General features: G+C 37.0%; 28 protein-coding genes and 1 tRNA gene. 2 read left to right on the plus strand and 27 right to left on the minus strand.

Going from position 1 to position 26877, the window contains the following annotated elements:
* Positions 1 to 78: 78 nt before the first annotated feature.
* The 13 genes from IGL86_RS10890 to IGL86_RS10950 form a co-directional block, all read right to left on the minus strand.
* Positions 79 to 459 carry a hypothetical protein gene (locus tag IGL86_RS10890; protein WP_002362349.1) on the minus strand — a complete coding sequence of 127 codons (381 nt, stop codon included), beginning with the start codon at positions 457 to 459 and terminating at the stop codon, positions 79 to 81.
* A 705-nt stretch (positions 460 to 1164) separates the two neighbouring features.
* On the minus strand, positions 1165 to 2229 hold the full coding sequence (locus IGL86_RS10895) for an FUSC family protein (RefSeq protein WP_033625495.1): 1065 nt from the start codon (positions 2227 to 2229) through the stop codon (positions 1165 to 1167).
* 255 nt (positions 2230 to 2484) lie between these two features.
* Positions 2485 to 2736, minus strand: coding sequence for a hypothetical protein (locus IGL86_RS10900; protein ID WP_010713122.1), 252 nt, complete (start codon positions 2734 to 2736; stop codon positions 2485 to 2487).
* An 89-nt stretch (positions 2737 to 2825) separates the two neighbouring features.
* A tRNA-Ser gene (locus IGL86_RS10905) sits at positions 2826 to 2915 on the minus strand.
* Positions 2916 to 3010: 95 nt separating this feature from the next.
* Positions 3011 to 3160: a 50S ribosomal protein L33 gene (rpmG, locus tag IGL86_RS10910; protein WP_002356321.1), complete on the minus strand. Its 150-nt coding sequence runs from the start codon at positions 3158 to 3160 to the stop codon at positions 3011 to 3013.
* 125 nt (positions 3161 to 3285) lie between these two features.
* Positions 3286 to 5421, minus strand: coding sequence for a peptidoglycan D,D-transpeptidase FtsI family protein (locus IGL86_RS10915; protein WP_002359399.1), 2136 nt, complete (start codon positions 5419 to 5421; stop codon positions 3286 to 3288).
* Between the two features lie 164 nt (positions 5422 to 5585).
* The gene (thrS, locus tag IGL86_RS10920) at positions 5586 to 7523 is read right to left on the minus strand and encodes a threonine--tRNA ligase (RefSeq protein WP_002359397.1); all 1938 of its coding nucleotides are present in this window, start codon (positions 7521 to 7523) and stop codon (positions 5586 to 5588) included.
* Positions 7524 to 7919: 396 nt separating this feature from the next.
* Positions 7920 to 8099: a 2-hydroxymuconate tautomerase gene (locus tag IGL86_RS10925; RefSeq protein ID WP_002356318.1), complete on the minus strand. Its 180-nt coding sequence runs from the start codon at positions 8097 to 8099 to the stop codon at positions 7920 to 7922.
* A 118-nt stretch (positions 8100 to 8217) separates the two neighbouring features.
* Positions 8218 to 8928 (minus strand): M15 family metallopeptidase, encoded by a 711-nt coding sequence (locus tag IGL86_RS10930; protein WP_002356314.1) that lies wholly within the window; start codon positions 8926 to 8928, stop codon positions 8218 to 8220.
* 97 nt (positions 8929 to 9025) lie between these two features.
* Positions 9026 to 10138 carry a sensor histidine kinase gene (locus IGL86_RS10935; protein ID WP_010707131.1) on the minus strand — a complete coding sequence of 371 codons (1113 nt, stop codon included), beginning with the start codon at positions 10136 to 10138 and terminating at the stop codon, positions 9026 to 9028.
* On the minus strand, positions 10131 to 10835 hold the full coding sequence (gene vanR, locus IGL86_RS10940; protein WP_002356311.1) for a VanR-ABDEGLN family response regulator transcription factor: 705 nt from the start codon (positions 10833 to 10835) through the stop codon (positions 10131 to 10133). Before vanR ends, IGL86_RS10935 begins: the two co-directional genes overlap by 8 nt.
* Before the next feature lie 98 nt (positions 10836 to 10933).
* Entirely contained in the window at positions 10934 to 12379 is a 1446-nt protein-coding gene (locus tag IGL86_RS10945) for a L,D-transpeptidase family protein (RefSeq protein ID WP_002370561.1), read from the minus strand.
* A gap of 146 nt (positions 12380 to 12525) precedes the next feature.
* Complete coding sequence (locus IGL86_RS10950) at positions 12526 to 13389, minus strand: aminoglycoside 6-adenylyltransferase (RefSeq protein ID WP_010776112.1); 864 nt, start codon at positions 13387 to 13389, stop codon at positions 12526 to 12528.
* Positions 13390 to 13510: 121 nt separating this feature from the next.
* On the opposite strand from IGL86_RS10950, the gene IGL86_RS10955 reads away from it, so the two are divergent.
* Positions 13511 to 14092: a YdcF family protein gene (locus tag IGL86_RS10955; protein ID WP_002359392.1), complete on the plus strand. Its 582-nt coding sequence runs from the start codon at positions 13511 to 13513 to the stop codon at positions 14090 to 14092.
* Between the two features lie 157 nt (positions 14093 to 14249).
* Complete coding sequence (locus IGL86_RS10960) at positions 14250 to 15194, plus strand: endo-beta-N-acetylglucosaminidase (protein WP_033625496.1); 945 nt, start codon at positions 14250 to 14252, stop codon at positions 15192 to 15194.
* 426 nt (positions 15195 to 15620) lie between these two features.
* Here IGL86_RS10960 and IGL86_RS10965 read toward each other — a convergent pair whose 3' ends face one another.
* The 14 genes from IGL86_RS10965 to fabZ all read right to left on the minus strand — a co-directional run bounded on the left by IGL86_RS10965 (position 15621) and on the right by fabZ (position 26876).
* Positions 15621 to 16451 (minus strand): DUF6287 domain-containing protein, encoded by an 831-nt coding sequence (locus IGL86_RS10965; protein WP_025191999.1) that lies wholly within the window; start codon positions 16449 to 16451, stop codon positions 15621 to 15623.
* A gap of 234 nt (positions 16452 to 16685) precedes the next feature.
* Positions 16686 to 17405 (minus strand): YebC/PmpR family DNA-binding transcriptional regulator, encoded by a 720-nt coding sequence (locus IGL86_RS10970; protein WP_002356305.1) that lies wholly within the window; start codon positions 17403 to 17405, stop codon positions 16686 to 16688.
* Between the two features lie 86 nt (positions 17406 to 17491).
* A complete protein-coding gene (locus IGL86_RS10975; protein ID WP_161633946.1) occupies positions 17492 to 18679 on the minus strand; it encodes a nucleotidyltransferase in 1188 nt (395 codons plus the stop codon).
* An 80-nt stretch (positions 18680 to 18759) separates the two neighbouring features.
* Positions 18760 to 19500: a class I SAM-dependent DNA methyltransferase gene (locus tag IGL86_RS10980; RefSeq protein ID WP_002356302.1), complete on the minus strand. Its 741-nt coding sequence runs from the start codon at positions 19498 to 19500 to the stop codon at positions 18760 to 18762.
* A gap of 1 nt (position 19501) precedes the next feature.
* Complete coding sequence (gene rsfS, locus IGL86_RS10985; protein WP_033072556.1) at positions 19502 to 19840, minus strand: ribosome silencing factor; 339 nt, start codon at positions 19838 to 19840, stop codon at positions 19502 to 19504.
* A gap of 46 nt (positions 19841 to 19886) precedes the next feature.
* The gene (gene yqeK, locus IGL86_RS10990; RefSeq protein WP_033625506.1) at positions 19887 to 20477 is read right to left on the minus strand and encodes a bis(5'-nucleosyl)-tetraphosphatase (symmetrical) YqeK; all 591 of its coding nucleotides are present in this window, start codon (positions 20475 to 20477) and stop codon (positions 19887 to 19889) included.
* Positions 20455 to 21114 (minus strand): nicotinate-nucleotide adenylyltransferase, encoded by a 660-nt coding sequence (locus IGL86_RS10995; protein WP_002379799.1) that lies wholly within the window; start codon positions 21112 to 21114, stop codon positions 20455 to 20457. Before IGL86_RS10995 ends, yqeK begins: the two co-directional genes overlap by 23 nt.
* A 17-nt stretch (positions 21115 to 21131) precedes the next feature.
* The gene (gene yhbY / locus IGL86_RS11000) at positions 21132 to 21443 is read right to left on the minus strand and encodes a ribosome assembly RNA-binding protein YhbY (RefSeq protein WP_002356298.1); all 312 of its coding nucleotides are present in this window, start codon (positions 21441 to 21443) and stop codon (positions 21132 to 21134) included.
* Positions 21444 to 21466: 23 nt separating this feature from the next.
* On the minus strand, positions 21467 to 22576 hold the full coding sequence (yqeH, locus tag IGL86_RS11005) for a ribosome biogenesis GTPase YqeH (protein ID WP_002381381.1): 1110 nt from the start codon (positions 22574 to 22576) through the stop codon (positions 21467 to 21469).
* Positions 22573 to 23100, minus strand: coding sequence for a YqeG family HAD IIIA-type phosphatase (locus IGL86_RS11010; protein ID WP_002356296.1), 528 nt, complete (start codon positions 23098 to 23100; stop codon positions 22573 to 22575). The genes yqeH and IGL86_RS11010 overlap by 4 nt, the downstream gene beginning before the upstream one ends.
* A gap of 221 nt (positions 23101 to 23321) precedes the next feature.
* Positions 23322 to 24110 carry an acetyl-CoA carboxylase carboxyl transferase subunit alpha gene (locus IGL86_RS11015; RefSeq protein ID WP_002362363.1) on the minus strand — a complete coding sequence of 263 codons (789 nt, stop codon included), beginning with the start codon at positions 24108 to 24110 and terminating at the stop codon, positions 23322 to 23324.
* A gap of 1 nt (position 24111) precedes the next feature.
* Positions 24112 to 24978, minus strand: coding sequence for an acetyl-CoA carboxylase, carboxyltransferase subunit beta (accD, locus tag IGL86_RS11020; RefSeq protein WP_002356293.1), 867 nt, complete (start codon positions 24976 to 24978; stop codon positions 24112 to 24114).
* Positions 24979 to 25072: 94 nt separating this feature from the next.
* Complete coding sequence (locus tag IGL86_RS11025) at positions 25073 to 26443, minus strand: acetyl-CoA carboxylase biotin carboxylase subunit (protein ID WP_033625505.1); 1371 nt, start codon at positions 26441 to 26443, stop codon at positions 25073 to 25075.
* Positions 26444 to 26450: 7 nt separating this feature from the next.
* Positions 26451 to 26876 carry a 3-hydroxyacyl-ACP dehydratase FabZ gene (gene fabZ / locus IGL86_RS11030; RefSeq protein ID WP_002356286.1) on the minus strand — a complete coding sequence of 142 codons (426 nt, stop codon included), beginning with the start codon at positions 26874 to 26876 and terminating at the stop codon, positions 26451 to 26453.
* Between the last annotated feature and the right edge of the window lies 1 nt (position 26877).

The following is a 26877-nucleotide window of genomic DNA, read 5'->3' on the forward strand; positions in this document are numbered from 1 at the left end:
CCTATAAGTTATTCCGTGCGTCCACGGCGAACATATGTTCATAAACCTAGTATAGTTGAATTGACCTGTTTCGTTTTGTCAAATTTCGTACCAACCCAGTCGATAAGCAATTTCATGGATAAATTCTGTATCTCGTCGAGCAATTGTAGACTCGCTCAAAAACGTCTCACAAGCAACAAATTCATTCTTTTTATATGGATAACCATTTTTATATTTCACTAAAAAGATATCCTGTACATCCCTTGTAGAATCAGCTAAGATATCTTCTACCGTTTGTAAAAATAATTTATGAAATGCAATTTGACTGATAGTTATTTTTTCAGTTGGTTGCTCTACAGGGTATTCTAAAAAAGGATTACGATTCATTAACATAACATCCTCGTACTCTTGTAATTTTTTTTCAATATGTTGATAATCCCATAATAATTGTCGAATATGTTTTTTTATTCCAGCTTTCATTGTACCTCTCCTCTAACCACTTAATATTTTATTTGTAGAACTTTTACAGATAATAGAAATAGTATGTTCATCCTCCATGTATTCCTTTTATCTATCTACTCTTATTTTTGATCACATTCATTTTCAAAATCTAACTTATTCGTTTGTACCTCTTCTATTTTTCCCTTTTATCAATAACTGTCCACCTCCTAGATTATTTTATATACAAAAATAGACCACTCCTTAAGCGATCTATAATGACAAAACTTATTCTTTTTCTTAGATTTAAGCGATTCTGTTTTTCCACTTAAATATACTTAACTTGATTTAAAAATATTGAACATTCTATTTTTGAAAACTTAGCTATATAAACAAGCATCTATAGTGTTGATAATTCATTTTCAGCGATTCTTTATACTACTAATTTATCATGTTGACTATACTAAAATTTCCCAATAAATTCCCAATATGAAGTTACTTCTACTTATCTTCCAAAAATACAATTTTACTACGTAACTTGTGTTCACTGAATTCATTTGTTTATATCCTACTTTATACTCACCTATACTATCCTTACCTATACTATCCTGTGTAGCCATTTGGTAGCCAAATTAGTAACCAGCTTCTGCCATTTTTAAACTCTTATTTACAAAAAATATAGTCAATGATTCTATTTAAAAATAAAAGGAGCCTAACATTCTTTCAAGAAAGAATGTTAGGCTCCTTTTATTCAGACAATTTCAGCCACTCTTTGCGATTGCAATAGGACATAGTTTTTACAAAGACAAAATGATAAAGCAAACCGTAAGCTAGCCCCAACATATTTAACAAAATTCTTAAGTAAAGACTTGTTTCTAGCCCAAATATCATAGAAGCTGCCATGATAGCACCAACACAATTAAAAATCGTTTTACTTTTATAAGATGTGCATAAGCCTAAACAAAGTCCTCCTAAAATACCAAGTAGGTTCGTTGGTAAATAAAATAACAAGATAGCCGATACTAGAGAGCCAATAACGACCCCTATTATTCGTTCTTTGGCTCGTTCAGACAATTTAAACGTATCATACCCAGAAAATAATGACGAACTAGCAAATGTTGCCCACATAAAGCGGTCAATCTGAAGGTGCGTTCCTATAAAAAGTAATAAGCTAATGCCTAAAGCGTAATAACCAAACCAAATATTTCTTTGATTAAAAAAACCATTTTCTGTAACCATCTGTATAAAAGTAATCTCTTGATCCAACTTTTTATGTTTCACATGATAAACAAAAGCTAAAAGTAGATAGGCAAACACTAATACAAAGAAAGTTTGTTCTAATTGCTGAAACGATTGATAGTGAACCGTGCCAACTAAATATAAGTAGGAGAACGTATACAAGCCAGGATTACCCATTTTAGGGTTTTTACCAGTTAAGAAAAACAATGCCAGCAAGCAGATAAAATGAAGGCCCAATTGTAAAAATGATACAGAAATCAGTGAAATTAGTGGACTAATACCTAGAATTGTTAACACGATTCCTAAACTAAGCAAGGCCTGTTTTTCCCTGTAGCCATATGAGACGAAACGGATACTCAACAGCAAACAAAATAATACAATTGAAAAAGGCGCTACAGCTTTTCCAAAGAAAAAAGTAATTGTCGACACCCATAAAATCGCAAACGAAACTAATAAGATATCCCTTATTAACAAGGCGCGCCAAAAATATCTCCGCTGTTTTTTAGTGTCCGCTTGATGAATTTTTTGTTTTAAAATAAATGGATCTAACTGCAATAATTGATAAAAAGTCACCTAAAATCATCTCCTAAAAATCGACTCTTCTCAATTCATTATTCCAACTTTTCCTTCTATGAAATTATAAGAAAAGTAGTTGTGACGAACATTTTACTACAACTTTTTTTCTGAATCAATACATGCTTTATTTCTTAATTCAATACCTCTCCCGATACGATTTGCTTACTTCATAAAAAATAAGCCTAGAAAAAATCAAAACGATTAATTCTAGGCTCAAAATTAAATAACTGTTGAACAAAAGCTAGCGCTTTTTTACATAAACTTTTCCAACAGATCCATTTCTTTTTCTAATTCTTTTTCATCATACTTGTCATACTTACCAGCTTCGTGTGCAATTTTTTTAATCTCATGAATGGCTTTTTTTTCAACAATCCATTTCTTCATACTATGTTTTTTTGTATCCTCATCTAGCGAGTCCAACTCTTCTAAACTTGCATCCAATTTATTCAAAATGTCTGCAATTTTTGCTAATGCTTGCGCTTCTTTTTCTTCATAGTTTGACATAATAGACACCTCTTCTTAAGTATTTTTCTACTTTAAGTGTACGTCTCTGTCGTTTTATTTGCAACTAATAACTCAACTGCTTCTCGGTACGGAGGATAAGGGATTCGAACCCTTGCACGATGTTACTCGCCTAACGGTTTTCGAGACCGTCCCCTTCAGCCAAACTTGGGTAATCCTCCCTCTACATTCCATCTACAAATGAACATGTAATGAATCAATAGATAAAAAGCCTAGACCCTTACACAACAAGGATTCTAGGCTCTGTCTAACTAAATTATTTAGTTTCACGGTGTAAAGTAACTTTTCTTTCACGTGGGCAATATTTTTGTTTTTCTAAACGATCAGGATTGTTACGTTTATTTTTATTTGTTAAGTAGTTACGTTCTTTACAAGAAGTACACTCTAAAGTGATGTTTACGCGCATGTTTTCCCCTCCTACTAATAATTGATCTTTCCAAGAGATTTCTTAGACTTGAATATCATACCATTTTTTTTGTCATTTGACTACCCTTTTGGGCAATTTTGTAAAGTAGTTCTACTTTACAAATTTTATTTTTTGTACATTTCCATATACGCTTCTAAAACTTCTTTGGCAATCGTTTGATTTGGTTTGGAAGATTCATCATTTAAGTGTGGTAAAACAACGCTAATTGCAATTTCAGGATTTTCGTACGGCGCATAAGCCACCAAGTTACTATTAACCGTTGTATGGTTTACTCCATTAGCATCTGTTGCTTGCGTTTCGGCGGTCCCTGTTTTAGCAGCAATCGAAAACTTGTCTGATTTTAAACCACGTGCAGTTGTAAAAGGACTAGTTCCATTTACCACATTATAGAAACCTTGTTGAAGAATTCCTATCTGGTCTTCAGAAATATTCACCTTATTCAAAACTTTTGGTTCAATTTCTTTTAAAATTTTTCCTAAAGCTCCATTTTCATCATTGCCATAGATTCCTTCTACCACATGGGGTTGCACGCGGATACCATTATTTGCGACAGTAGAAACGTACTGTGCTAATTGTAACGCGCTATAGGTATCATATTGTCCAAAAGATAGGTCAAGAAGATTACCGCCTTGTGGCGCAGAAGACGAATCCTTAAAGTCCTTGTTTTGAATTCCTGTTGTTTCTCCTGGTATATCAATTCCAGTTTTCGTTCCCATACCATATTCTGCAAAAGCTTTTCTTAATTCTTTAAAGACAGTGTCATCTCCTACTTCATAAGGGAAAATCATATTGGGATAATAATTCACACCCATCATTTTAAAGACTAATTTCATCATATAGGCATTCGAAGAATATTCTAACGCTTGCTCCGCAGTTAATTGCATGGTTGTTCCGCCAGAAGCATTCCACCAAGAAGCTTTTGGATTACTACCTGCTAGTAAAATAGCTTCATCTGTTAAAACGTCATTGCCTTTAATGACGCCTGTTTCATAACCAGCTGTTAAAGTACCTGCTTTCACAACTGATCCAGGAACTTCAGAATTCAAAATAGGTGCTAAAGGATTAGGTGTGACTTCCCCAGTTGCTAAATCATGATGAAATCCGGACATCGCTAAAATAGCACCTGTTTGAGGGTTCATAGCAACGACATATGCATTTTCTGAGTATGGTCCAATGGTTTTGACTATTTGTGAATAGTTTCGTTGTAAAATTTCATCAACTTTGTTTTGGAAATTTGAATCAATCGTTAATTTTAAGTTGGAACCTTTTTCCCCTTTGGAAATTGGGGTTTGTGAAACAATCTTTCCGTTATTGTCTAAAACGACTTCTGATTTTGCTTTTTTACCTTGTAGAACGTCTTCATATTGTTTTTCTAAATAGCTAGTCCCAACACGGTCATTTCGTGCATAGCCTTTTTTCAAATATTCATCGACTTCTTCGGCTGGCAATCCTTGTTTTTCAGTTGAAACGGTGCCCAACAGGCTACGTAATGCACCACTTTGAGAATAATCACGCGTCCAATCAGTCCCTGTTGAAACACCAGATATTTCCGCTGTGTGTTCACCAATTGTCGCAATTTCACCTTCTGTTACCCCTTCATTCTTGATGAAGACCGTGTTCATTTGTGACGCGGCATTCATTCGTTTAAAAATCGTCACTGCTTGTAAGGTTCGGTCATCAAACGCAATTTCTTCAGGGGTGACTTTTTCAACGGCTTTGGCATATAATGTGCCTTCGTCCGTAATTTTGTTGCCTTTTTCATCTTCTTTATCTTGATCGGTTAAACGGGCTTGGGCTGCTTTTAAATTTTCAGGATTCGCTAACCAATAATCTTTTTTATCACGGTCCGTTAAGTTTGGATCAACTGGAACATTAATAAGTTCGTTGACTTTATTCGCAATCGGTAAAATATCTTTTCCTTCAATATTTTTTCCTCGTGTGTAAGTGATTGCTAAATTGGCTTTGTTAGAAACCAAGACTTTTCCTTGTGAATCATAAATTTGTCCTCGAGGGGATGGTGTCGTGATTTGTAGTGAAGAATTGGCAGTGATTTTTTTGTTAAACTCTTCTCCTTCTACAATCTGTAAATACCCTAAACGGACAATTAATGAAACAAATAAAGTGAATATCACAAAAAATAATAAGTTCAATCGAAAAGGAATATGTGGCTTTCTACCTCGTTGACTCTTTGCTGCGGCATCTGTTTTTTTTATTTTATCTATAAATGAGTTTTTCTTCATACCTCTAGTCCCTTCACTAAAAAGTTTCGCATTCTCATTGTAACAAAAATTAGTCAAAAAATCAGGATTATTCCTAGCTCTAAGGAAATATTTAATTATTTTGTTGTTGAAAAAAGTCAAAAGGACTTCTGAATTCAGAAGTCCTTTTGACTTTTTCTCTTTTTTTAACGGCTGTAATTGTGAACTTCAGCAGCCATGCTGTCAATGAAAATTGATAAATCTTCGACAGAAGTTTCTTTGCTTCCATAACGACGGACGTTCACCGTTGCATCTTCCATTTCTTTGTCCCCGACCACTAATTGATAAGGTACTTTTTGTGTTTGAGAGGCCCGAATTTTGTAGCCCATTTTTTCGTTACGATCATCGACTTCAACACGTAAGCCTTGTGCTTGTAAACGTTCTTTGATTTCATAAGCATACTCAGAATGCGCTTCTACAGAAACTGGGATAATAGTTGCTTGAATTGGTGCTAACCAAGTAGGGAAAGCGCCTTTGTAAACTTCTGTTAAGTAAGCCACAAATCGTTCCATTGTTGAGACAATACCACGGTGGATAACAACTGGGCGATGTGTATTTTCACCATCTTCGCCAACATAAGTTAAGTCAAAACGTTCTGGTAATAAGAAGTCTAATTGGATGGTTGATAATGTTTCTTCCATTCCTAAAGCTGTTTTTACTTGAACATCTAACTTCGGACCGTAAAAGGCAGCTTCGCCTTCTGCTTCAAAGTAATCTAATTCTAATTCATCCATGGCAGCTTTTAACATCGCTTGCGCTTTTTCCCACATCGCATCATCATCAAAATATTTGTCTGTATTATTTGGATCACGATAGCTTAAGCGGAAACGATAATCCGTAATGTTAAAGTCAGCATAGACTGCCACCATTAACTCCAAAGTACGTTTAAATTCGTCTTTAATTTGGTCAGGACGAACAAAAGTATGGCCATCGTTTAAAGTCATTTCACGAACACGTTGTAACCCTGATAATGCGCCAGATTTTTCATAGCGGTGCATCATCCCTAATTCAGCGATTCGAATTGGTAATTCGCGGTAACTATGAATGTCATTTTTATAAACCATCATATGGTGTGGACAGTTCATTGGACGTAATACCAGCATTTCGCCATCGCCCATATCCATTGGTGGGAACATATCTTCATGGTAATGATCCCAGTGACCAGATGTTTTGTATAATTCCACATCTGCCATAATTGGTGTATACACATGTTGGTAACCTAAGCTAATTTCTTTGTCCACAATATAACGTTCAATTGTACGACGAATGGTTGCGCCTTTTGGTAACCAGAAAGGTAACCCTGAACCAACTTCTTGTGAAACCATAAATAAATCTAATTCTTTTCCTAATTTACGGTGGTCACGTTCTTTGGCTTCCTCGCGCATTTTGATAAATTCTTTTAAATCTTTTTTATCGAAAAAGGCAGTGCCATAAATCCGTTGCATCATATGATTGTCAGAGTTTCCGCGCCAATAAGCACCAGCTACTGAAAGTAATTTAAAGACTTGAATCCGTCCTGTTGAAGGGACGTGAACGCCACGACATAAATCAACAAAATCGCCTTGATCATAGACAGTGATGATTTCATCTTCTGGCAAATCTGTAATTAATTCAACTTTGTAAGGATCATCAGCAAATAATTCTAACGCTTCTGCACGTGAGATTTCTTTACGAACGATTGGGTTATTTTCCTTCACAATTTTCATCATTTCGGCTTCAATTGCAGGTAAATCTTCCGCTGTCACAGGGGATTCCCCATTATCTGTATCATAGTAGAACCCAGAATCAATCGCAGGACCTACGCCAAATTTAATGTTAGGGAAAAGACGACGTAAGGCATTAGCCATTAAATGAGCTGACGAATGACGTAAAATTCCTAAAGCATCTTCATGATCAGGCGTCACGATTTCAAGCGAACCATCTTCTACGATAGGACGATCTAAATCGATTAAAACACCATTGAATTTACCAGCTAAAGCTTTTTTGGCTAAACTGTTGCTAATACTTTTAGCAACATCAAATGTTGTAACCCCAGAATCAAACGGTTTGACAGCGCCATCTGGAAAAGTAATGTGAATAGACATAATAAAATTCTCTCCTTTTAATTTTTTTGATTTGAAGCGTTTCATTGTGTTCCTGTTTTTCACAATGAAACGAAACAGCCACCTGTTCCCCTTGTTAAAAAACAAAAAGTCCTAGTATTCTAACGAATACTAGGACGAAAATATCGTGGTTCCACCTAATTTTGAACACAAATAATCTGTGTTCCTCTAGCGTGTTAACGGTGCGACCGCCTTTGTTTCAACAAAGGTTTCGAAAGTGGTCATCCCTTGTGCCAATCTGGAAAATTTTCAGCCAAGATTTTCCTCTCTAATAGATCGCGGGCAAGTTCAGTTGTCTTTCTCATCAATCATTTATGCACTTATTTAACCACTTATTTTCAGAAAAAGCAAGTGATTCAACAGAAATTCTCTGAAAACTTATTTTTTCCATTCGCCGCCTTGTGCATAGCGGTCTTTTTTCAATTCATTGACAATCACATGGATATTCTCTTTTGGTGCACCAGCATTTTTTGACACAGCTTCTGTAATATCTTTGACCATATTAGTTAACTGTTCTTCTGTGCGGCCTTCAATTAATTCTACATGTACAAATGGCATCTTCGTTCCCCCAATTTAAATTGCTTGTTCTGTTTGTATCATAGAGCGGGTTATGACGCTTGTCAATAAAAAATAGCCTATGTTCAGTAAAAGCTAAGATAGCTTTATTGATAAACAATTAATTATTATTTTCTGCTAAGTATTCTTCTAACGTTAGACTCGCTTTTTGAATCTCTAGTGCTGCTTTTTTACCCACATATCGATAATGCCAAGGTTCATAACTAACACCCGTAATTTCCACTTTGTCTGAAGGATAACGAAGAATAAATCCATATTTATAGGCGTTCTTTGCCAACCAAGCGTAGACTTCTTCGTCAGTAGATCGCTTACTTTGCGCATTTATATCCACTGCTAAACCTACTTCATGTTCACTAGTTCTCGGCACTGCTACCCAACTTTCAGCTGTTTCAATCGCTTCTTGTTCGCTGAATCCTTGATCTTGAAAAGCCTGTACTTTTTCTGCCATAATTTCTTTTTGCTCTTCATTTGTTCGATAACTAGAAGTGACTTCAAGATAGAAGCCTTGTCTTTTGGCATCTTTAAACATCCTGTTCAAAGCTGGATAAATTCGTTTATCCACTGCCTGTTTGTTAGGTAATTTTTTTAATTGGATTTGATAATCTTCAGGAATCTGATGCGTTTGATTTACTAATAATAATTTCCATGATTGATCGCCTTCTTCAGGAGAACTCATTTTTTCCTCTTCCTCTAAACTGAGGGCTTGCTCATTTCCTATTGAAACTATTTTTTTCTCAGCAACTTGTTTAACAGCCATTCCCACAATAAAAAGCCCTAAAATAGCGACACCAATTGTAACTTTAAATTTCATTTTTATTTCTCTCCTCTTTACTTACTTAACAAAATTAGTATAGCAAGCTAGTAAAAAGGAGCCTTCTTTTTTTTCGCAAGAATTTCTAACGATTTTCTTACAAAATCGATAAAGAAATCATAAAGGTAGTTTTTTCATTTTCGCTTTCAGCTGAAAGCACCCCGCCATGCAGCTCCACAATTTTTTTAGCAACCGCTAAACCTAGTCCTGCGCCTCCTCGGTTTGTTTGACGGGCAGTATCTAATCGGAAAAATTGTTCAAAAATTCGGGCTAATTTTTCTGGTGGAATAGTAGGGCCATGATTTGTAAAATAAATATTTACTCGTTGATTTTCATTATCAACTTTAGTGGAAAGAGAGATGGTTGTTCCTGCATAGCTGTAGTTAATGGCATTTTGAACTAAGTTATCAAAAACTCTTTGCATTTTATCGACATCAAGATGAATAGACAAAGCCTCAGTAAAATCTGTTTCAATAGTTAACTGTTTTTGTTTCAACATAGGTAAAAATTCATAACTTACTTGATTTAACATACGATCCAAGCGAACACTCGTCGGTTCTAATTCAATATTCGAGAGATTAAATCGAGCTATTTCAAAAAATTCATTAATCAACTCTTCTAAATGCTCTGCTTTTTCTAATGAAATAGCTAAATATTTTTCTCGTAATTGCGTCGAAATTTCCAGTTCATCATGAAGAAGTGTTAAATAACCAATGACTGATGTTAAAGGCGTTTTTAAATCATGTGCTAAATAAACAATCAAATCATTCTTTCTTTGCTCAGCTTCCTTCGCTTGTTGCTGGCGTAAGTTAACTTCTTGACGGATTTGATTCAACTCTTTGTCAAACTCCATTAAATTTGCTGACAAGGCTATCGGTTCTTCGGAATTCTGATAGAGTTTCCCTGTTGCCTCCAATACTTCTGTTAATTGATTGATGCTTTGCAACCATATCCGAAAAAGAATGATTACTGAACCACCTAGAATTACTAAGCTAATTAAATAAACGTAGTTCTCCTCAATTCCTTTGGCTAAAAGGTAGAGTGGATCTTCCATGCCCCATCTACGTAATCCAAACAAAAAATTACTAAAAAAATACAAGACTGCTGATAACGCCAATATTCCCAAACTAAAAAACAAAAACTTTGTTAGTAGTTGTTTAATCATTCGTTCTTTAAATTGCTGTTTTCCTGTTTTTTTCTTTTCAGTCAATTTTATACCCCACTCCCCAAACAGTTTTAATAAACTTTGGCTTCCTTGGTGGTTCTTTTAATTTTTCCCTTAAACGGCCAATATGTGCCATCACGGTATTTCCATTGTTTTCCAAATATTTTTCACCCCAGATTTCTTCAAACAATATCTCTGCTGGGACTACTTCTCCCTGACGTTCTGCTAAATACCAAAGAATTGAAAATTCTAATGGCGTTAAAAATATATCCTCCCCGTATAGTTTACTTGTATGATGTATTTTATTTATCACCAAACCATGAATATCTATTTCTGTTCCTTCTGTTTCTTGTTGTAGACTCGCCTGTGAATTATATTTACGAAAACGTCTTAGTTGTGTTTTAATACGTGCGACTACTTCCAATGGATTAAACGGCTTTGTAATATAATCATCAGCGCCTAAAGTTAGCCCAGTAATTTTATCAATGTCCTCAATTTTAGCGGTTAAAAGAATAATAGGGAAAAAATATTTTTCCCGTGCTTTTTTAACCATTTGAAAGCCATCAATATCTGGTAACATTACATCAAGTACCGCTAAATCGAACTGATTATTTGCCATTGATTCCAGAGCAGGTTTCCCTCGATAAAATTTTTCTACTTCATAACCGTCACTCGTTAAATATACTTCCAGCAAATCAGCTATTTCTTGTTCATCATCTACTAATAAAATTCTTTCTGCCATGGTTTTGCTCCTTGCTTGTCCATTTATAAATTATCTATTCAACTAAAACAGCACCAAAAAGACTGCTCATTTGCCCTTTTGGTGCTGTAAATAATCATTTATACTTCTTCGCCGTAATCCACAGGTTTATCAAATTCACCTGGTGCATCATCATAGATATGTCCGTAAATAATTACCGGCATTCCGTCATAGGATACGTCAAAGATTTTTGAAACTTCTGTTCCTGGCGTATTGATACAGCCATTACTACCAGCATCGGTTTTAAAGGCTTCTTTATCGCCGTACTTATCCAATTTATGGTCGGAGTCATGAATCCCAATTTGTGTGACGACGCCCCCTTGACTTAATAACGGCATCCAATATTTTACTGGCACACTGTATCGAGAACCATCAAGCATTTGACCTTCTAAATTCACATCGGTTGTCCGATATAAAATTGTATGGAATCCTGGTACTGTTGCAGTTCCTTTGTTATATCTGCCAGTAATGACATCTGTGGTGACTATTTTTTTGCCATCAATGAAACAATACATTTTTTGATCTTTTAAATCAATTTCAATGTAATTATTGGCAATTTTACTATTTTCTTTGGTATCACCAACCAACGGAGCAGTAATTGCATTCGTTTGTTCTTGGCTATTCAGCGCGTTTACTAGTAGTTCTTGCGTTTTGGCCCCATCAATCGACCAGCCATAACTTCCATTGTTTTTAAAACGACGTGTCGTGCCGTGAACATCTGTAAATAAAACTGGTTGATTAGCAGAACCATATGTTGTTTCTAATTGTGTCACCCAAGTAGTTAGTTTTTCTTTATTGATTGTGCCATCATCATTCAGCACGTTTTGAATTTGTGTTTTATCAAAGGCTACTTTTTCACCATTAATATCAACTGTAATTGTTTTATTTAACTTGTTATTGAGCGTTGTCAATGTTGCCTTTAACGTTTGATCCTCTTTTGTAATTTCAGGGGCTTTATAAAAATCTTTGGCATTGTATTGATAGTTGCCTTTTCCCGCTTCAACATCCGCAATAATTTGCTGGTTTAAGCGCTGTGTGTCCACTACTGTGCCTTGTTCTTCGGGAACAATTTCAAAAGTGCCATTGCCTCGACGGATACTCGCATTTTTGCTTGGTTTCCCCTCTGGAAAACTCAAAGTTGCTAATTTGGCTTCTAGTTCTTTTTTGAATGCCTCGTTTAACGGTAGCTTCACCTTGCTACTGTGTAAATGGTCTTTTAAAAATTTTTGATCCAATTGGTATTTTTTAGGAAGTTGAATTTTTTCTTCTTTTGTCCCCGTTTGAACCACAACTTCTTCGGTTTGATTAACTTGCGCTAATTTTTCTTCCGCTGCATTTACATTTAACCAGCCTACAGAAACTCCATTTACTTTTGTAGTTGGTAAAAAGTGACTTTGAAAATAAACATAGCTGCCCCCAGCAACCAGAGCTAGTCCAACCAAAGAAGTAATAATTACTTTCTTTTTATTATTTTTTCCTGATTTTTGACGACGTGTATTACGCATTTGCATTTCTTCTTTTTTCATTTGTTCATCCTTTATATCAATAATTTTAGGTTTATTTCTTAGAGACTAGGCAACAAACAACTGCGGTGATCTACAATCAAAAAAACTTCCCTTTCTCTCGCAGATTAATTTTTTCAATTATACACTATTTTTACGTTGTTTTCAGCTTATTTTCCTTGTAAATCCTTTAATCTTAAAGAATTTGTATACTCTGTGACTTTTTTTGCTTCTTGTAAATGATACGTAAACTGGGCCATTTTAGCAAAATCCTGAGCGACGACGTCAAAAAAGGCTTGTGTCTTTATTAAGCTGTTCCAACAAGCTTCTTTACTAGAAAAATCCAGCAACGATGCTAATTGATCCATCGTGTCAGGAGTGACATAATTTTTCAGATACTTAAATTGTTTCCCAACAGAAATTGGCTCCGGTTCCTGCCAAGCCGCTTGCCAAGAAAGCAAGCGCAACAGTTCCTGCTGACAATATTCATAGAGATGTGTGACAGCGTAAAATAGTTCATTCCGACAAAGCCCCTTAACTACATACGTACTAACCCACCAAAATTCATTGCAACAATCGTTAAACTGCTGCTGATTCGGAACTGTTACTGTATAATTTTTATCAGATGCTACAGGTAAAGGCGGCAAATTTTCATCTTTGTCTAACAAGATAATTGCTAAAGAATCTCCTTCATGCCAATTATCTTTTTCTGCGAGAGGACACAACGTTAAATCGATGCGTTGACCATCTTCAAATAACATTAAAAATGTTTCCCGCGTCTTCGGTTCTGTGGGAAATAAGGTCATTTCCTTGGGACGTTGCATAATTAATGGTTGACCAAATTTTGCTGTCCACGTTGCTGTTTCAAAAAACTCAGCACATGGTTCTACAATATAAACAATGTCGAAATCTTGAAAACTATCTTTTGGCGCTTTCACATTCGTGCGAGAACCCACCATTCCCACAGCTCGAATGTGTTCTTCTTGTTTTGCTACATCCATAATAAGTTGAAACATTTCTTCTTCTGTACGCATTCACTCGCTCCCTCTCTTCAAAAGTTTCTATTAAAACATAGATTTTTTTATAAGTCTTTTGTTTTCTATCGCTTTTTCTATGGTACTTCGTATACACTAACATTACAAGGAGGGATGTTTCATGCATTGGTTAAAAATAACAAGTTTATCCATTGTCAGTTTTGGCTTTTGTATTCTTTTGATTTTAGGTCTACTTATTTTTACTGGCAAAAATACGCAACCCACCGATAAACCAGATGCTATTTTAATTTTAGGGGCCCGTGTTTTAGGAACGTCTAAAGAAACCGCACTGCCCAGCCGTGTTTTGCAAGCTCGGTTAGATGTGGCTATCCCCTATATTAAACAACACCCCGAGACACCCGTTATTGTTAGCGGAGGGCAAGGAGCAGATGAGCCGGCTACGGAAGCCGCGGTTATGAAACAATACTTGCTAAATAAAGGTGTTCCAGAAAAACAGATTCTCTTAGAAAATCGTGCCACACGCACCAAAGAAAATATTGTCAATTCACAAAAACTCCTTTCTTTTAAACGGCTAGTGATTGTTACTAGTGACTTTCACATGTATCGCTCGCAACTTTTAGCCAAGCGAGCAGGTATCTCAAATGTTTCAGGCATCACTGCGGCTTCTTCTTTTCCAAAAGATATCAAAAATTTTGGTCGAGAGCTGCTTTCTTTAGGCTATGCCTTACTCTTTGATTGGTAAAAGTGCGTCCTTCGCAAGATCATTTTGCGAAGGACGCTTTTTTATTCTGTGGATTTGCTCACTTTTGTTCTCTTCTTCTTGTGTTTAAATTATAAAAATGATAACATATCTTTGTTAGCGCTTACAAATAATATTTATTTTATAGGAGGAGAAAGTTATGGGGCATCAATTGAGCACTCATTTTTTTAACAAGAAAACAGGGATTATTTCAACTTTTTTAAGTTTGATCCTTTTAGTCGGTGGGTTATTATTTGCACTACCTGCATTTGAAGTACAAGCAGCATCAACTGTTACACCTAAAACAGTCATGTATGTAGAAGTAAACAACCACGATTTTAACAATGTGGGAAAATATACTTTAGCTGGAACCAATCAACCTACTTTTGATATGGGGATTATTTTTGCAGCCAATATTAATTATGATACGGTCAATAAAAAACCTTACTTATATCTCAATGAACGGGTCCAACAAACTTTAAACGAAGCTGAAACACAAATTCGTCCAGTTCAAGCACGCGGCACTAAAGTCCTATTGTCTATTTTAGGCAACCATGAAGGCGCTGGCTTTGCTAATTTCCCAACTTACGAAAGTGCGGATGCCTTTGCAGCTCAATTAGAACAAGTCGTTAATACGTATCATTTAGATGGTATTGATTTTGATGATGAGTATGCTGAATACGGAAAAAATGGGACGCCTCAACCAAATAATTCTTCGTTCATTTGGTTACTTCAAGCCTTAAGAAATCGCTTAGGCAATGATAAATTAATTACTTTTTATAATATTGGACCAGCGGCTGCGAACTCTTCTGCTAATCCTCAAATGAGTTCTTTAATTGATTATGCTTGGAATCCTTATTATAGTACCTGGAATCCGCCACAAATTGCGGGGATGCCTGCTTCTCGTTTAGGTGCTTCTGCCGTTGAAGTTGGTGTCAATCAAAATCTAGCTGCGCAATATGCTAAACGTACAAAAGCGGAGCAATATGGTATTTATCTAATGTATAACCTCCCAGGAAAAGATTCATCTGCGTATATCTCGGCGGCGACACAAGAACTTTATGGTCGAAAAACGAACTATTCACCAACTGTTCCAACACCTTAATTATTATCTCGTGTCTACAAGCGCCAACATGTAATGAGTTAAAGAGGTCGGGACAGAAGCGTTTAACTCCGAGAAATAAGAAGGAATTTCCGAAAATTGTTCTATAATTTTTGGAGAATTTCGGCTTATTTCCGAAGGAGTTGCTTCTGTTCCCGCCGTTTATCAATTTTTAAGCCTGGGACAAAAATCCAAAGTGATTTTTGTCCCAGGCTCTTTTGGTATCTTGAGCGAATCGTTTTACACAAAAAAAGACCCGCCCTTTGGGTAAGGACGGGAAAGGAGTTAAAAATGAAAAAGTGTTTTGTGTTGTTAAGGTTGTTTGTTGATATGCTTATATCTTACAAACTAAATGTGAAGATTTTGTGATCATTTCATTCTTATTTTGCTACTTTTATAGGAATTAAATAGATTGCCACGAGACTATCTTTAGTTGCCTTGTGCATCCGTTATTCTGACTGCTCCTTGTGGTGTTACTCTGAAAAAACCGACAGTCCCAGTCCCTCCATTTGCAACCATCTGTTTCGATTGGGCTCTAAAAAAGAAGTCATTTCCATTCATACCAAAAAATCCAAGGTTCGTATCATCATTTTCTGCATCAGTCAGTGTACTTCTGATACATGCCTCTGCTTTTTCTTGTGTATCGATGATTTTTGCCTCTTCATTTTGGTCTTGAATTTCCTCTTCAGAAGAACGATAGTAATACTCTTCCGCAGGATAATTTCCACTATCTTGAGTAATTAACAATCGTGGTTTCGTCTTATCCGATTGGTCGCCGTTAGGATTTTCAACACCAATTTTATATAATAATAACGCAGCACCAGTAGGCCCCCACCTAATACTTAAGCTTGTAATTGGTCGCGACTCATCAGTAGGTGAATCCTTCGTAATCATTCCTCCGGTATTTGTACTACCATCAGGATGAATGATCAAACTCTCTCCTTTACCATTTTTCCATGTTCCAACTAAAGTAGTAAAATCGCCAGCATTAATCGCTGTAGTATCTAAATCAGCTACAGTTAGCTGACTATTGTTTTCATCAGCTGTCGGCTCTTCATTTTTCACTGATTCGTTAGACTCGACACTGCTGCTCGCTTGTTCGTTTGTCTTATCAATTGTTTCACTTGTTTTTTCATTCGTCTCTTCAACTTTAGAGGATGCCTCAGTTGAAGCGGTTACTTTCTTTTCTTTTGGTTCCCGACAAGCAGTTAATGATAAAACCGCTAGCCCGACAAAAAACGCTAGCATTCCCTTTTTCACGCCTATTCACCCCGTTCAATGATCTATCTTACTAGACTATTGTACTATTAATTCAACTGTTTAGACAAATATTTATGGAACAGACAAAAGTTGAACCTGTCATTGAATGCTTTGTGTCACATGGACTTATCAATCAACTTTCTTTTTTCTATATATTATATGAAAAAAAGTGAGCCATCAGTCAAAATGACCGATGGCTCACTTTCTAAATCTTAAAACAAACGAACAAATGGATTATTCAGGTAAATCTACATTATGATGAACTTTTTGAACATCTTCTAAATCTTCTAAAACGTCTAACATTTTTTCAAAGTTCGCCAAATCGTCGCCTTCTAATGTTACTTCGTTTTGTGGAACCATTTCTAACTCAGTAACCGTGAATTCTTCAATGCCTTTTTCTTTTAACGCTTCTTGTGCATGGTGGAAATCTTCTGGTTCTGTGTAAACGATAATTTGACCGTCTTCTTCAACAACATCGCGAACATCAATGTCTTTTTCCATTAAGTATTCTAAAATTTCATCCGCATCGTCACCAGCAAAGCCAATGATACCTGTATTATCAAACATATAGGAAACAGCACCGCTGACACCCATGTTTCCGCCGTTTTTACCAAATGCGGCCCGCACATCTGCTGCTGTTCGGTTCACGTTGTTTGTTAAAGCATCAACAATGACCATTGAACCATTTGGCCCAAATCCTTCATAGCGTAATTCAGAATATTGTTCATCTGCTGAACCTTTTGCTTTTTCAATAGCGCGATCAATAATATGTTTTGGTACATTGTATGTTTTGGCGCGTTCGATTACAAACCGTAATTTTTGGTTTGCATGAGGATCAGGGTCTCCTGACTTCGCTGCTACGTAAATTTCAATCCCGAATTTTGCATAAACACGGCTATTGTTTGCGTCTTTGGCAGCTTTTTTCTCTTTAATATTTGCCCATTTACGGCCCATATTCTCACTTCGCTTTCTCTGATTTGTTGTTAGTATCTTATCCCTTGTTTATTATACTGGGGAAACTGATTTTTGTTAAGTATTTTTTAGGTATCTGGCGAAAATCGTAAGGGAAACCGACCAAAATTTTGTTCTTTTAAAGAAGAATCTCCCATCTGATATAGTTGATTGGCGCGAATATCTAATGAAAGCATTGCGCGGTTTTCTTTAGATACTTTGGAAATTACCGGCAATTGAATCTGTGCTTTGGTTTCTTTTAGATAAGCTTGTCCCTTTGGCGTAAATCCTAGCACATGGAGATAACTGTTTTGCCAAGCAGTTTCAACTTCTTCTTTGGTCATATTTAACAATATATAGGTTGCTAATCGTTGCAACCTTGTCCAAGTATAACGCTTCGTTTTCATACGTTCCATTAATTCGTGAAAAGAACCTGCTGCTTGGATTTGATCTTTTAGTCGATATTCAAGTCCTTCCGTCATTTGGTAAATGGCTTGTAACTCTTCTAACGAGGATTGAACAATTTTATACTTCAGGAAGGGCCAATAGTTTTCCCATGAAATCATTGCCTGTGTTTGTAAATGTTGTGCGGTTATAGAAGGCACCGTTGGCAGCACTTGCGTTATTTCTTGTTGAAAAACACTTTGCCTAATCGCCGTGGCGCTAGCAACTTTCCCGGAAATCGTTGCATCATGAAAGCCCGCTTGTTTTCTAGCAATTGGGTAGAGCGTCATCGGGGTTGGATACGTGGCATTCTCTTTTGCATAACTCATCCCCAAAATATGATTAGGCGAAGAAAAATCGAACCTGCTTTCAGGATATACTTGACGAAAAACAGCAGTCATTTTTTGTGGATAACTCAATTGTTTGTCTGTCAATGCGTGGAACGTTTGATCAATTAAGGATTGATTTTCTTGGACAAACTGGCCGAAAGCCGCATAATCAATTGCGCTTGTACTATCTGTTCCAAAACATAAGCTCTCACATTGCAACGCCTGCAATAATTTTATACCGCCTTTGGCAAAGTAATCCGCAGACTGTACCGACCAAGCTGTCGGCAATTCAATGACTAAGTCCACACCATTTTGCAAAGCTTCTTCTGCTCTGGCCCACTTATCTAGTAAAGCTGGTTCTCCTCTTTGTAAAAAATTTCCACTCATTATAGCAATCACTACTTCAGCCCCGCTTTGTTGGCGAGCTTGTTGGGCATGATAGCGATGTCCATTATGAAAGGGATTATATTCCACGATAATGCCACAGGCTTTCACTCTAGCCACCTCCGTTATAAAAAAATGGACTTATCAGCAAAGAGACAAACGTTTTTAAGCGCTGTCCCAAGCTCATAAGCCAAATCTTATTAATCTCTTTGACAAACAAAGAACCAGCGTTCACTTGTTTCAGTTGGTGCTTCATCTGTAAAATCTGCATAAACTTTGACATTCATGAAACCAGCACTTTCTAACATTCGTAAATAGTTATCTAACGAATAGGTTCGTTCTTGATGCAATTCATCATACCGAACAAAGTGCTCATCTGTTTCCTGTTCTTTCACAAAAAATGTTAAGAAATGTTCGATGCTGTGTTCTTTTTCACCAGCATAACTATCCCATAGAAAAGCAAACTCTTCTGTTTGATAATGATAGCTATATTCTGGAAAAACTGAATCAATTTTGTAAGTAGAATGAACATCAAAAATGAACGTTCCTTCCTCTTCTAACGCTTGATAAACTTCATCGAACACTTGTTGTACTTCTTGGCGATTAGCCATGTAGCACAGTGAATCAGAAAAACAAGTGATGGCTTGGTATTGTCCCACTTCAGATAAATCTAGCATATTTCCCTGAACAAATTGAACTGGCACTTCTTCTTCAAAAGCTCGTTCACTAGCAATCATCAACATTTCTTCTGATAAGTCTAAGGCCGTCACATCGTAACCACTTTTTGCAAAATCAACTGCTAAAGCGCCTGTACCACAAGCCATTTCAAGAATTTGTTGGGTTCCTTGTGGGAGATGACGATTGGAAAAATCCAACCATTTTTGGTATAGGCTTTCGTCCATCACTTCGTCATAGACGAAAGCAAACGTTTCATAGGCCATTTTAGTCGACCCAAGCGCTTAGATCAACCATTGGGGCATCTGACCATAATTTTTCTAAGTTGTAAAAGGCACGTTCTGAAGATTGGAATACATGGACAATAACATCGCCTAAATCAATTAAAATCCATTTTCCGCCTTCTTTACCTTCCACACGTTTGACTTCTACTTGATTTTTGGCTTCTTGTTCGTTAATTTCATCAACAATCGCATTGATTTGACGTTCACTATTGGCTTGGCAAATTAAAAAATAATCTGCTAATAATGAAATCTCTCTTACGTCTAATGCGACAATTTCTTCTGCTCGTTTTGAATCTGCTGCTTTGACAGCAATTTCTAAAATTTTCTGGCTATCTATGATAGTTCCCTCCTAGTAATTCTTTCTTCTTTTATTTTTGATTAACGACCCATTGATTGTAGGTCTCTAACGTTTTTGGATAAATTTTATGTTCTTGTTCAATCAAATGTAACAAGGTATGTTTCGTTTCATAAGCAACCGCTGCATCTAAGTCAACAAGGGCAATTTCACGGGCTTCTTTCACACCTGGAAAATCACGTCCTGGTTCAATGTAATCTGCGACATAAATAATTTTATCTAGCAAGCTCATCTTAGCAGCCCCAGTTGTATGCACACGAATTGCCTGCAAGATTTCTTCGTCATCAATGGCTAATTCCCGTTGAACAATATCCGCCCCAACTAAGCCATGCCAAATTTCATTGCCATAGTTTAATAAAGCCAAATCAAAACCATCTCGGCGAATAATCAACTCGAATTCATCGTTTGGACGTTCTTTGGCGTAATCATGCGTCAAAGCAGCAATACTGGCTTTCGCTTCATCGGCACCATATTTCGCTGCCAAGGCCACAGCTGTTTCCTCGACTCCTAACACATGGCGAAAGCGACGTTCACTCATTTGCATTTGAACTTTTTGCATTAATAATTCACGGTGTGCAGCATCATAATTTGTTATCCAGCTCATCTTGATACAGTCCCTTCTCTTGAATATAGTTTATCACATTCTCTGGAAGAAGATAGCGTGTTGAGCAACCACTTTTGACTTTTTGTCTAATCAAAGTGGAACTAATCGCCATCTGCGGAACATCGACCCAAATAATTGGATAGGTAGATTCCGTTGGATAATTAGGACGCCGAATACCGACAAATTGAACTAAATGGAGTAAGTCATCAATCCGATGCCATTTGGGCAAGTATTCCACCATATCTCCACCAATTATAAAATAATAATCAGTATCTGGATTGGCTTCTTTTAAAGCTTTCATCGTATCATACGTGTAACTTTTGCCTTTGCGAATTAATTCAATTGGCTCAATATCTAAGCAGGGATTATCAGACACCGCTAGTTCTAACATCGCTAACCGATGTTCGCTGCTAATTGTTTTCTTTTCGTCTACATGTGGTGGTAAGTACGTAGGCATTAAGTAAACTTTGTCCAAACCTAGTTGATTTTGAACTTGATCGGCCATGACAAGATGTGCTAAATGAACGGGATTAAAATTACCACCTAACAAGCCGACTTGCTTTCTTGTTTGAAAACGTAACGGTTCCTCTTGCAAGAGAACGTCCGCTCCTTGACGCGCTTGTCTTTTTTCTCCCATTGTTCATCCCTCCAATATTAAATCTCTTTGACTGCTGCTGAAATTTTTTGATATTTTTCTTTACTTGATGGCTTGAATAAGACCAACACGCGACCAATAATTTGTACCACATCGCAATGAATGGCTGCTGTTAGTTCTTCTGCAACCTCTTCTGCTACTTCATCTGTATTTTGTAATAACGTAATTTTAATCAATTCACGTTTTTCCAACGCTTCATCAATTTGTGTAATCATTGCGTCATTCAAACCACCTTTGCCTACTTGAAAAATAGGTTGTAAATGGTGTGCCTGACTACGTAAATAACGTTTTTGTTTTCCTCTAAGTTTCAAATTGTTTGCCTTCTCTCTAAAATTTAAATTAATGCTTTTCTACGTAAAACATCGACACCTTTAGGCGCCCAACCAGCGACTACACCAGGTTCTGTGACAGTAATCCAACCTAGACCAGCAAACACAATATCCGTTTTTTCTTTCACGGAAAATTCAAAGCGCACTAATTCAGGAAACTCAGCGACTTCATCGGCACGTGGGGGCTGCAATAAGCCACCAACATGTTTTTCATAAAAAGCATCGGCGGTTGCTGTTTTTGTTCGGTGTAAATTTAAGTCATTGGAAACGTAGGCAATGAAGGAACTTTTAGCACCTTGGACATAATCAAAGCGAGCCAAGCCACCTAAAAACAAGGTTTGTTCAGCATTTAATTGGTAAACTTTCGGTTTGATTTCTTTTTGCGGTGCAATAATTTTCAAGTCTTTTTTACCTAGGTAATGTGCCATTTGATGACGGTGAATAATTCCCGGCGTATCGATTAAGAAGTGGCCATCGTCTAATGGAATTTCAATTTTATCTAGCGTTGTTCCAGGAAATTGTGATGTCGTAATCACATCTTGAACACCCACTGTTTGTTGAATGATTTGATTGATTAATGTTGATTTTCCAACATTGGTCACACCTACGACATAAACGTCTCGGCCTTCACGATATTTTTCGATCGTATCTAATAACTCTTGCATTTCTTGTGGTTTCTTGCCACTTGTCAGTAAAACATCAACAGGGCGTAATCCTGCTTCATGGGCCCGTTCTCTCATCCATTGAACCATTTTAGGTTTTTTTAATGATTTAGGCAAAATATCCACTTTATTGCCAACTAACAACACAGGATTATCTCCGATAAAACGATGTAGTCCTGGAATAAGAGAGCCATTAAAGTCAAAAATATCCACTACGTTCACAATCAGTGCATCTTCTGTTCCTAAACCATTCAATAAACGTAAAAAGTCATCATCTGTTAATTGGACATCTTGAATGTCATTATAATGTCTTAAGCGAAAACAACGTTGGCAATAAACTTCCCCTGTTTCCATTCCTTTTTCGAAAGCTGTTTTTGGTGTATAGCCTAATTCATGAGGATTTTCCGTTTGGATAATCGCACCACAGCCAATACAATGAATTGCCTCTGTCATTCTAATCCGCCTCTCCATGTCATTTCTGGATGTTTTTTTGATAAGTATTTCATAATTTTCCGTTCAAAGAACCGATTGATTCTAGTATTCCAGCCATCTGTATCGACAATCGGTTGAACTAAAACATTGCGTATACCCGCTGCGTTAGCTCCCCGAATATCTGTCATAATCTGATCGCCGACCATTAACATTTCAGATGGCTTCAAGCCTAATTTTTTTTCTGCTAATTTGAAGCCACGTGCGGTTGGTTTCAAGGCACGTGCTACATAATCTAAGTCAAACTTTTCAACAACGCGTTTAATCCGGCTGTCTTTGTTGTTTGAAACAACGAGGACAGTAATTCCTGCATTTTTCATTTCTAATAACCAAGTTTTTAATTCTTCTGTTCCATCGGGATTATTCCAAGCAATTAACGTATTATCTAAGTCAGTTAGTACTGCCTTAATCCCCAGTTTTTTTAATTGTGCGGGGGTAATTTTATAAATCGCATCAATCATCCATGTCGGTTTATATTTTGAAAACATCGTGACTCCTCTCACTGACACTATGTAGTTTCTTCGATTTTAAGAGACTGAAACATAACTAAACAATTATGCTTCAGTCTCTACCTATTGTATTATACTGCATTTTACTGAAAATTTCTATAAAGGACGGTCGTTCCTTGTAAAAGAACAAGTAAAATAAAAGAAAAAATAAAAAAAGCCACCCATCAACCCCTGAAAAGTTCGTTGATGAGTAGTAACTTCTAATATTTGCGAAAACGTTGGTATCTTTTTTCTAGTAATGTTTCCGTATCTAATTTAGCTAATTCAGTTAATTTTGAAATGAACGCTTTTTGTAACATGCGATTAATTTTTGCTTGTTCCAGAGGCTGACCGTTCATAACTTCCGGAATTACTTTATCTACAATAGCTAATTCCTTCAGCTCTGTCGCTGTGATTTTCATCAATTCTGCTGCTTCTTTCGCACGACTGCCATCTTTCCACAAAATAGAGGCGAAACCTTCTGGCGAAAGAACCGCATAAATCGTGTGTTCCAACATCCAAACTTCATCTGCGACTGCTAAAGCTAAAGCACCGCCACTACCGCCCTCACCAATGATGACTGAAATGATTGGCACTTTCAAATCAGACATCTCTAACAGGTTTTGCGCAATGGCTTCCCCTTCGCCCCGCTCTTCGGCACCAATTCCACAATAGGCACCAGCAGTGTTCACAAAGGTAATGACTGGGCGGTTAAATTTTTCCGCTTGTTTCATTAAACGTAACGCTTTGCGATACCCTTCAGGATTAGGTGAACCAAAATTACGTTCAATATTTTCTGGTAGATTTCGGCCTTTTTGGATACCTACCACTGTAACTGGTTTCCCTTGCAAAGTAGCAACACCACCGACTACAGCTAAATCATCGGCAAAGTAACGATCCCCATGAAATTCTAAAAAGTCCTCAAAAATTGCTTCTATATATTCTAAAGTTGTCAAACGATCTTGGGCTCTTGCCAAGGTAACAACATCATTGGCTGTTTTCTTTTCCATGTTAGCGCCACCCTTCCAAAGAATGTAAACGTAACAAGTCGCTCAATCGTTGACGCAAAAGATTTCTTGGCACAATCTGATCTACAAAACCATGTTCTAAAAGAAACTCGGCCTTTTGAAAATCATCTGGCAACTCTTGACGAATCGTTTGTTCAATTACACGGCGGCCAGCAAAACCGATTAAACTCTGAGGCTCTGCCAAAATAATATCGCCATCCATCGCAAAACTTGCGGTAACACCGCCAGTCGTTGGATCAGTCAATACCGTAAGATACAGCAAGCCTGCTTTGTTATGCCGTTGCAAAGCGGCCGAAATTTTCGCCATTTGCATCAATGAAAAAATTCCTTCTTGCATACGGGCACCACCAGATGCAGTGAAAATCACCACTGGTAAATGCTTTTCTGTCGCCCGCTCAAACAAGCGTGTGATTTTTTCACCAACAATCGTTCCCATACTGCCCATGATAAAATTAGCGTCCATGATTCCAATTGCAACAGCTTGTCCTTCAATTGTTGCTTCTCCCGTTAAGACAGCTTCATCTAGCCCAGTTTTTTCTTGCATTTTTTCAATTTTTTCAAGATAACCAGGAAAATTTAGTGGATCTTTTGTTACTAATTCACTGTCCCAATTGTGGAAACTCTTTTCATCAACGGTTATCGCTAATCGTTCCCATGCACCAATCCGAAAACTATAGCCACAATGCGGACAGATTTTTTCTGCACCCATTTCTTTTGTATACAGTGTTCGCTTACAAGAAGGGCATTTTGCCCACATATTATCTGGAACAGAAGGCTTCTTTGATGCATCATTTGCATCAGCACGATTTGGATTAATGCGAATGTAATTTTTCTTTTTAAATAATGCCATTTGCTTACTCCTCGTATTTTAGCGGCAAGAGCTCAGCTCCTTTCAAAAGATCACTGATCTTTCCAAGCAAGAGAGCTCTTGCGGCGTTCTTTCTTTAATGATTGCTTTCTGGCTCCCAATTTGGTAGAAATGTTTCTTGTAAAAAGCTTGTGTCATAGTCACCTGTCAAAACATTGTCATGTGTAATTAAATCTAATTGGAATTCGGCATTCGTAATAATACCTTCTGTTACAATTTCATTTAAAGCCCTTTGCATTTTCATCAAGGCATCAAAACGATTTTCACCATGTACGATGACTTTCGCAATCATTGAATCATAATAAGGCGGAATTGAATACCCTGAATACATAGCGCTGTCTACACGCAAGCCCATTCCACCACTAGGCAACAAGAGATTTTGAATTTTACCTGGTGAAGGAGCAAAATTAAAGGCAGGATTTTCAGCGTTAATTCGGCACTCAATCGCATGCCCAGTCATGGTAACATCCTCTTGGGTATAGCCTAAAGGTTCACCTGAAGCAATTTCTAATTGTGCTTTGACTAAATCAATCCCTGTTACCATTTCCGTAACTGGATGTTCGACTTGGATGCGGGTATTCATTTCCATGAAATAAAAGTCGCCAGCTGGATCCATCAAAAATTCAATGGTTCCGGCATTTTCATAATGCACAGCTTGTGCCGCTCGAACGGCCGTTTCGCCTAACATCTGACGCTTTTCTTCAGAAATAGCAATCGATGGTGATTCTTCTAACACTTTTTGATTATTTCTTTGTAGTGAGCAATCACGTTCCCCTAAGTGAATCACATGCCCATATTGATCACCTAAAATTTGCACTTCGATATGACGTGCTGGATAAATAATTTTTTCTAAATACATATCATCATTACCAAATGCGGCTTTGGCTTCTTGCTGCGCTGAAGTAAAGTGTTTCGGTAACTCTTCTTTTGAAAGAACTTTTCGGATTCCTTTTCCGCCACCACCAGCAGCTGCCTTTAACATCACTGGGTAACCAATTTCTTCAGCAATCGTCAACGCTTCTTCGACAGAATCAATGACGCTATCACTCCCAGGAATAACAGGTACCTTGGCTTTCTGCATCAGTTGACGTGCATTTATTTTATTGCCCATTGCATCAATCGTTTCTGCTTTAGGACCGATAAAAGTAATGTTACATTCTTCGCACATTGAAGCAAATTGACTATTTTCAGATAAGAAACCAAACCCTGGATGAATCGCTTCAGCATTGGTAACAATCGCTGCACTTAAAACAGCTTGAACATTTAAATAAGAATCAGTTGCTTTCGCCGGTCCAATACAAATGGCTTCATCTGCTAACTGTGTGTGTAACGCTTCTTGATCCGCTTCAGAGTAAACAGCAACTGTTTGAACGCCTAATTCGCGACAGGCACGAATAATACGAACAGCGATTTCTCCGCGGTTTGCGATTAATACTTTCGAAAACATTTTTCACCTATCCAATCATAAAGGTTAATTCAGCCTCGGCAACTTTTTTTCCATTAACTTTTGCTACACCTTTACCCATTCCAGCAGAAGCGCGGACTTTTAAAAGTTCAACCTCTAAAATTAATGTGTCGCCTGGTGTTACCTTTTGTCTAAATTTTGCTTTATCTAATCCACCAAAGTATGCCGTTTTCCCTTTGAATTCAGGCATTGAAAGTAATGCCACGGCGCCTGCTTGAGCCAACGATTCAATAATTAAAACTCCTGGCAAAACAGGATTCCCAGGAAAATGACCTTGAAAAACTTGCTCATTAACCGTTACATTCTTTTTCGCTACAACGCGTTCCCCGGGAATGACTTCTTCAACACTATCTAATAATAAAAAGGGATAGCGATGTGGTAAAATTTCTTGAATTTCTGTAATTGTTAATTTCATG

Origin of the sequence: Enterococcus sp. DIV0774 (genome assembly GCF_050539095.1) — a bacterium.
Taxonomy (GTDB): domain Bacteria; phylum Bacillota; class Bacilli; order Lactobacillales; family Enterococcaceae; genus Enterococcus; species Enterococcus faecalis.